The 6,926-nt window shown below is 73.9% G+C and carries 7 protein-coding genes; 3 read left to right on the top strand and 4 right to left on the bottom strand.

What is annotated here, in order from left to right:
* Positions 1-255: 255 nt before the first annotated feature.
* Both ABT122_RS32860 and ABT122_RS32855 read right to left on the bottom strand, forming a co-directional pair.
* A complete protein-coding gene (locus ABT122_RS32860) occupies positions 256-831 on the bottom strand; it encodes a histidine phosphatase family protein (protein WP_351559734.1) in 576 nt (191 codons plus the stop codon).
* 73 nt (positions 832-904) lie between these two features.
* Positions 905-2,395, bottom strand: a complete 1,491-nt coding sequence (locus ABT122_RS32855) for an aminotransferase-like domain-containing protein (protein WP_351559732.1) — start codon at positions 2,393-2,395, stop codon at positions 905-907.
* Here ABT122_RS32855 and ABT122_RS32850 point away from each other — a divergent pair.
* On the top strand, positions 2,394-3,308 hold the full coding sequence (locus tag ABT122_RS32850) for a DMT family transporter (protein ID WP_351559730.1): 915 nt from the start codon (positions 2,394-2,396) through the stop codon (positions 3,306-3,308). The two genes, ABT122_RS32855 and ABT122_RS32850, sit on opposite strands and share 2 nt — an antisense overlap.
* A gap of 209 nt (positions 3,309-3,517) precedes the next feature.
* Positions 3,518-3,709, top strand: a complete 192-nt coding sequence (locus ABT122_RS32845) for a DUF1918 domain-containing protein (protein WP_351559728.1) — start codon at positions 3,518-3,520, stop codon at positions 3,707-3,709.
* Between the two features lie 70 nt (positions 3,710-3,779).
* Here the strand turns inward: ABT122_RS32845 and ABT122_RS32840 are convergent, their stop codons facing one another.
* Complete coding sequence (locus ABT122_RS32840; protein WP_351559726.1) at positions 3,780-5,030, bottom strand: glycoside hydrolase family 10-like protein; 1,251 nt, start codon at positions 5,028-5,030, stop codon at positions 3,780-3,782.
* A 170-nt stretch (positions 5,031-5,200) separates the two neighbouring features.
* Here ABT122_RS32840 and ABT122_RS32835 point away from each other — a divergent pair, with 170 nt between their 5' ends.
* Positions 5,201-6,061 (top strand): 3-hydroxybutyryl-CoA dehydrogenase, encoded by an 861-nt coding sequence (locus ABT122_RS32835; protein WP_351559724.1) that lies wholly within the window; start codon positions 5,201-5,203, stop codon positions 6,059-6,061.
* A 31-nt stretch (positions 6,062-6,092) separates the two neighbouring features.
* Here ABT122_RS32835 and ABT122_RS32830 read toward each other — a convergent pair whose 3' ends face one another.
* On the bottom strand, positions 6,093-6,623 hold the full coding sequence (locus ABT122_RS32830) for an NUDIX domain-containing protein (protein ID WP_351559722.1): 531 nt from the start codon (positions 6,621-6,623) through the stop codon (positions 6,093-6,095).
* Positions 6,624-6,926: the final 303 nt, after the last annotated feature.

Raw genomic sequence — 6,926 nt, 5'->3', positions numbered from 1 at the left:
CACACCCCCGGCCCCTCCAGCGGGCTGAGGCACGAAATCCAGCCCCTCCGGCGTTTGAGGAGCGGGGGTTCGGGGGCCGGCCCCCGACCGTGGCCCGCACAGTGCGGGGTCCTGTGGCACAGGGGCCGTCCTCAAGCTCCCCCAGAGCCGGCGGCTCTGAGCACTGCCCCCAGACGGACCGGCACTCGGGCGGTGACGGGCTCGCGGCAGGGCGACGCGGAGGCAGCCCCGCCGGCGATGGAGGCGTGAGAGGGGTCAGGTCGGGGTCTCCAGGCGCAGGGTCCAGTAACCCGAGGTGCCCTGGAGGGTGAGAGTGGACAGGGGCCGCACCTCCACACTCCAGTACGCGTGCGGCGGAGCCTTCAGCGCGTACACCAGCGCAGCCCTCACCACCGACGGCTCCGCGACCGCCACCACCCACCCCCCTTCCCCCGCCGGCCGCGTATCCAGCCAGCCCCCCACCCTCCGGATGAACGCGAGCAGCGACTCCCCTCCGTGCGGCGTCGCGCGCGGATCGCTCAGCCAGGTGTCCACCGCCCCGGGGTCGACCGCCGCCACCTCCGCCAGGGTGAAGCCCCGCCAGCGGCCCATGTCGCAGTCGCGCAGCGCGGGCTGCGCCATGGGGGCGTAGCCGAGCGCCTGCGCGGTGGTCCGGCTGCGGGGCGTCGGGGAGCAGTAGCGGAGTTCGGCCGCGTTGAGCGGCAGCAGGGCGGGGGCGGCGAGCTGCACCTCGTACCAGCCGGTCCGGTCGAGGGACCGGTCGTCGCCGAAGCGCTCCGCGAGCAGGGAGGAACAGCGACCGGCGGCAACCAGCGTGATCCGGACACTCATGGCGAGATAGTGAGCCCCGGGCGCCGGGTGGTCAAGAGACAGAACGGTCCACTCCGCCCCGGCGAGCAGGGGTTCACCAGGAGTTTCCGGCGGCGTCACCCACCGCGGCCCCACCACTGCCCCACCGCCGGCCCAGCGCCTCGTCGGCCGCCGCCCGCAGCCTCCGCACCCCTTCGGCGATCTCCGACCCGCCCGCCACCCCGGCGAAGCTGATCCGCGCGTGGGCGGCCGGGGGCTCCGCGCTGAAGTACGGGCGGCCGGGCGCGATGGCCACTCCGGCGCGCAGGGCGGCGGAGTGCAGCACCGCCTCATCGGCGCCCTCGGGCAGCCGCAGCCAGAGGTGGAAGCCCCCGGACGGGACGTACGGCAGGGCGAGTTCGGGCAGCCGGAGCCCGAGAGCGGCGGTCATGGCGCGGCGCCGGGTGGTCAGCTCGGCCGCCACCGACCGCAGATGCCGTGCCCAGGCGGGCGATCCGACCAGTTCGAGCGCGGCTTCCTGGAGCGGCCGGGAGACGAAGAAGTTGTCCACCACATGGATGGCGCGCAGCCGCTCCAGCACCGGCCCGCGCGCCGCGAGCATCCCCACGCGCAGGCTGGGCGAGGTCGCCTTGGTCAGCGAGCCGACATGGACCACCACCCCGTCGCGGTCGTCCGCGGCGAGCGGCTCCGGGAGCGGGCCCGCGTCCTCGTGGGCGAGCCTGCGGGCGAAGTCGTCCTCGACGACGAAGGCCCCGGCCTCGCGGGCGATGCGCAGCACCTCGGGGCGCCGCTCGGCGGAGAGCACCGCTCCGGTGGGGTTCTGGTAGAGCGGCTGGCAGACGAAGACCCGCGCGCCGGTGGCGCGGAACGCCTCGGCGAGCAGTTCGGTGCGGACCCCCTGGGCGTCCACGGGGACGGGCACGGGCCGCAGCCCCGCCGAGCGGGCGATGGCGAGCATCCCGGGATAGGTGGGGGATTCGACCAGAAGGGGCGCGCCGGGCGGAGCGAGCGCGCGCAGGGCCGCGGTCAGGGCGGACTGCCCGCCGGCCGTCACCAGCACATCGGCGGGCGCGAGGGTGCCGCCGAGCCCCCGGGCGAACCATTCGCGCAGTTCGGGGAGGCCCTCCGATGGCGGCCTCCCCCAGGCCCCCGGCCTGCGCCCGGCCCGCGCGAGGGCGGCGGCCATCGCCCGCTCCGGCTGGAGCGCGTGGTGCAGATAGCCGCCGTTGAACTCGATGACGCCCGGTGCCGGGGCGGCGAGCGTGACCAGCACCCCGGAGGCGTCGACGGTGCGCGGCACGGCGTCGGCGGAGGGGTCGGCGCTCAGCGCCACCTCCTGCCAGGAGGTGTCCCCGGGGACGGGCGTGCGGTCGCGGCCCTCGGCCCGGAAGGCACCGGCGCCGGGGCGGGTGACGACGAGGCCCTCGGCGGTGAGCCGGGCCAGGGCGCGGGAGACGGTCACCGGGGAGACCCGGAAGCGCTCCACCAGCGCTCGACTGGACGGCAGCTTTCCACCATGGGGATAGCGGTCCAGCTCATTTCTCAGCACCGCTGCCAGTTCGGCCACACTGCTACGCTCATGCATGACAGCACAGGATAGCGCTACTCTCCCTTCTCCGATAGCGGTCACCGGCCGCCCAGCGGCCCTGAGCGGCACCCTGGTCGCCGCGCTGGGAGTCGTCGCCTTCTCGCTCACCTTCCCGGCCACGGCCTGGGGTCTGGAGTCCTTCGGCCCCTGGTCGCTGGTGTCGGTGCGCGGCACACTCGCCGCGCTGGTCGCGGGCGGCGTGCTGCTGGCGCTGCGGGTGCGGCTGCCGGAGCGCCGCCACTGGGGCTCTCTCGCGGTGGTCTGCGCGGGTGTGGTCGTGGGCTTCCCGCTGCTGACCACCCTCGCCCTCGAAACCTCCACCACCTCCCACGCCGCCGTGGTGGTGGGGCTGCTGCCGCTGGCCACCGCCGGCTGCGCGGCCGTCCGCACCGGCCGGCGCCCCTCCCCCGCCTTCTGGCTGGCGGCGGTGGCCGGGGCGGCGGTGGTGGTCGTGTTCACGGTGGCGGAGAGCGGCGGCCGGTTCCGGAGCGGGGATCTGTATCTCCTCGGGGCGCTGCTGGTGTGCGCGGCGGGCTACACCGAGGGCGGGCGGCTGGCCCGTGAGATCCCGGGGTGGCAGGTGGCGGGCTGGTCCCTCGTCCTGTGTCTGCCGCTCTCCCTGGCGGGCTCGGCGGTGGCCCTGGCTCTGGAGCCGGTGCGGCTGACGGCCCAGGGCGTGACCGGTCTGGTCTGGGTGGCGACTGTCTCGTCCTTCTTCGGGCTGTACGTCTGGTACCGGGGCATGGCCGCGATCGGCATCGCCCGGGCGAGCCAGCTCCAGCTCGCGCAGCCGCTGCTGACGCTGGTGTGGTCGGTGGCGCTGCTCGGCGAGCGGCTCTCCCCGGCCGCGCCGCTCGCCGCCGGCGGGGTGCTGCTGTGCATCGCGGTCACCCAGCGCGCCCGCAGCTGAGCCGCCCGCCCCGGAGCGGCCGGCCCCCGCCGGGCGCCGGACGGGCCCCGAGCACGGGCCCCGTCCGGGTGCCGCCCCCGAACGGCGCGGGCCCATCCCGGGGCCGGCGCCGGCCCCGGGGGCGGCGGCGCGGATGCGCGTCGCGGACCCCGCCGTAGACTCGGAACCACGGACCACCGCCTTCGATGAGGTCGAGGAGGTCGATCCCGATGCGGGCACAGGTGGGCGATCAGCTGCTGGTGCACGGCAGGACCGTGGGGCAGCACGACCGGGTCGCCGAGGTCGTCGAGGTGCTGGGGCCGGAAGGCGCTCCTCCGTTCCGGGTCCGTTTCGAGGACGGGCACGAGACGGTGATGTCGCCGGGCCCCGACTGTGTGATCAGGCCGCACGAGCCCGTCTGACGGACCCGGGCGCCGCCCCCGCGACACCACGGCCGCCCGGCCGGAGGTCTCTCCGGCCGGGCGGCCCCGCCTACCCTCTCCGCCGTCGCGCGGCGTCCCGGTAGTGGTCGGCGACCACACGCGCCATCGCGCCGTTGCGGTCGGCCCCGACCTCCTTGGCGGAGAAGAAGCAGTGCCCGCGCACTCCGCCGTAGTCGCGGGTGAGTGTCAGATGCCGGGACAGCTCGGCCGGGTCCTGCCAGGGCTCGGGCTGGGCGGGGTCGCCCGCCTTGTAGAGGGCCTCGCCGATGACGAGGTCGACGCCCGTGCCCCGTACCAGCTCGTTCCACCAGGGCACCAGCTTGGCGTAGTCGGCGGCGCCGAAGCCGATGTGCCAGTAGATCTGCGGGATCACATGGTCGATCCAGCCCTGCCGGACCCATGTGCGGGTGTCGGCGTGCAGATCGTCGTAGGTCTGGACCCCGGCCCGGGTGTCCGAGCCGCGCGGGTCAGTGGAGCGGTTGCGCCAGACCGCGAAGGGGCTGATCCCGAACCGGACGCCCGCCCGGGTCTCCTTGATCCGCGCGGACATCTCCCGTACCAGCCGGTCGATGTTGTCGCGGCGCCAGGCCGCCCGGTCGGCGAAGCCCGAGCCGTACCGGGCGTAGGTCTCGCCGTCGTCGAAGCTCTGGCCCGCGACCGGGTAGGGGTAGAAGTAGTCATCGAAGTGGACGGCATCGATGTCATAGCGGCGTACGGCGTCGATCATCGCGTCCTGGACGAAGGCGCGGACCTCCGGGATGCCGGGGTTGTAGTAGAGCTTCCCGCCGTACGGCAGGACCCAGTCCGGGTGCTTGCGGGCCGGGTGGCTCTCGGCCAGCCGGGACGGGTCGGTGTGGGTGGCGACCCGGTAGGGGTTGAACCAGGCGTGCAGCTCCAGGCCGCGCCGGTGGGCCTCGGTCACGGCGGTGCCCAGCGGGTCCCAGCCGGGGTGCTTGCCCTGCGTACCGCTCAGATACTGCGACCAAGGCTCGTGCGGCGACGGCCACAGCGCGTCGGCGGCGGGCCGGACCTGGAGGACGACGGTGTTCAGCCGGCGGTCGACGGCGGTGTCGAGGTGGGCGAGCAGCTCACGGCGCTGCTGATCGGCGCCGAGGCCCGCGCGGGAGGGCCAGTCGCGGTTGGTGATGGTCGCCAGCCACATCCCCCGGAAGTCCCGGTACGACGCGCGGCCCCCGGCCGGTGACCGCTCCGGGGCCGCGGCGGCGTCCCCCGTGACCGTCAGCCCGGCGAGTGCGCCCGCCGCCGTGGCCACAAACCCTCTTCTCCCGAAATGCGCCATATGCACCCTCGCCTCTCTCGGTCCCTGCCGACAGCATGCCCGCCCCTGGCCGTCATCCACGGCACCGCGCGGAGTAACGTGCGAGGGTCGCGGTCCCGCCGGTGAGCCCGGCGGGGCCGCCCCCGCACGACCAGCACTGGATCAGCGAAAGGCACGAGGTGACGGACTCAATGGCCGACATTGCACGCGTCGGAGTGGTGGGCTGTGGCCAGATGGGCGCGGGCATCGCGGAGGTGTGCGCGCGCAGCGGGCTGGAGGTGAAGGTCGCCGAGACCACGGGCGAGGCCCTGGAGATCGGCCGGACCCGGCTCTACAACTCACTCGCGAAGGCCGCCGAGCGCGGCAAGATCACCGAGATGGAGCGGGACGCCACGCTGGAGCGGCTCAGCTTCACCACTGACCTCGGGGAGTTCGCCGACCGCGATCTCGTCATCGAGGCCGTCGTGGAGAACGAGCAGGTCAAGACCGAGATCTTCCAGGTGCTCGACCAGGTGGTCACCCGCCGCGACGCGATTCTCGCCTCCAACACCTCCTCGATCCCCCTGGTGAAGCTGGCCGTCGCGACCTCCCGGCCCGACCAGGTCATCGGCATCCACTTCTTCAACCCGGCCCCGGTCCAGCGGCTGGTGGAGCTGATCCCGGCGCTCACCACCTCCGAGGAGACCGTGCTGCGCGCCGAGGCCGTGGTGGAGAAGGTCCTCGGCAAGCACCCCATCCGCGCCCAGGACCGCTCGGGCTTCGTGGTGAACGCCCTCCTCATCCCGTATCTGCTCTCGGCGATCCGGATGTTCGAGTCGGGGATCGCCAGCCGCGAGGACATCGACAACGGCATGGAGCTGGGCTGCGCCCATCCGATGGGCCCGCTGAAGCTCGCCGACCTCATCGGGCTGGACACGGTCGCGTCGGTGGCGGACTCGATGTACAGCGAGTACAAGGAGCAGCTGTACGCCGCTCCCCCGCTGCTCCAGCGGATGGTGGACGCGGGGCGCCTCGGCCGCAAGACGGGCGCGGGCTTCTACCCGTACTCCTGACCCCGCCGGGCGCCCCGGCGCCACGGCCGGCTCAGCCGAGCCGCAGATGGTGGAGCATCAGCAGCCCGGCCGCCATATTGGCGGCCGGGACCTCACCGCGGGCGATCATGTCGGGCACCAGTTTGAGCGGAATCCACTCCCGGCGCGAGGACTCGAAGTCGTCCTCGGGGTGACCGGTCCAGACGGCCGAATCGGACCAGTAGAGGTGGTGGCGGGCGTCGGTGAGTCCGTTCGACGGCTCGACGCACATCAGCGGCTGGAGGGGACCCGGGCGCCACCCGGTCTCCTCCTCCATCTCCCGGGCCGCCGCCGCCGCGATGTCCTCGCCGTCCTCGACCACCCCGGCGGCCAGCTCCCACCCCCAGCTGTCCGTGATGAAACGGTGCCGCCACAGCAGCAGCACCTCATTGGCGTCGTTGACGGCGGTGGCGACCGCGACCGGGCGCATCCGTATCACGAAGTGGTCCAGCCGTCGGCCGTCCGGTAGAGCGACATCGGCCAGATTGACGCTGAACCAGCGGTTCTCATACACATTTTGTTCGTTCAAGTTCGTCCACTGCACGTTCTGGGCCACCTTTCGACCAGTAGGTGGCAACATCGCAGCAGCGGCCGGAGGGTCGGAAAAGCCATCCGCCGGGCATCCGGCGGGCGTCCTTCGGGCATCCGGCGGGCACGCGGCGGGCGTCCTTCGGGCCTCCTCCGGGCACCCCACCGGACAGCCCGCGCACGGCACCCCGGCCGGGCGGAGGGCGGAGCCCCGGCGCACCCGGCGCACCCGGCGCGGCTCGGCCGGGAGGACAGCCGGCTGTAGCCACAGCCTGGAGGACCGGATGATTGCCGAGACCATAGGTGCAGCGGTGTCGGC

It is taken from the genome of Streptomyces sp. NPDC001985, assembly GCF_040296845.1.
Classification (GTDB): Bacteria; Actinomycetota; Actinomycetes; order Streptomycetales; family Streptomycetaceae; genus Streptomyces.
Note: the sequence above shows the minus strand (reverse complement) of the source record. Positions and strands in the feature narration are given on the sequence as shown.

Excerpts from the sequence above, each read along its gene's own strand:
- ABT122_RS32840 (WP_351559726.1), bottom strand. The coding sequence starts at position 5,030 with ATGGCGCATTTCGGGAGAAGAGGGTTTGTGGCCACGGCGGCGGGCGCA.
- ABT122_RS32860 (WP_351559734.1), bottom strand. The coding sequence starts at position 831 with ATGAGTGTCCGGATCACGCTGGTTGCCGCCGGTCGCTGTTCCTCCCTG.
- ABT122_RS32850 (WP_351559730.1), top strand. The coding sequence starts at position 2,394 with ATGACAGCACAGGATAGCGCTACTCTCCCTTCTCCGATAGCGGTCACC.
- ABT122_RS32845 (WP_351559728.1), top strand. The coding sequence starts at position 3,518 with ATGCGGGCACAGGTGGGCGATCAGCTGCTGGTGCACGGCAGGACCGTG.
- ABT122_RS32835 (WP_351559724.1), top strand. The coding sequence starts at position 5,201 with ATGGCCGACATTGCACGCGTCGGAGTGGTGGGCTGTGGCCAGATGGGC.
- ABT122_RS32855 (WP_351559732.1), bottom strand. The coding sequence starts at position 2,395 with ATGCATGAGCGTAGCAGTGTGGCCGAACTGGCAGCGGTGCTGAGAAAT.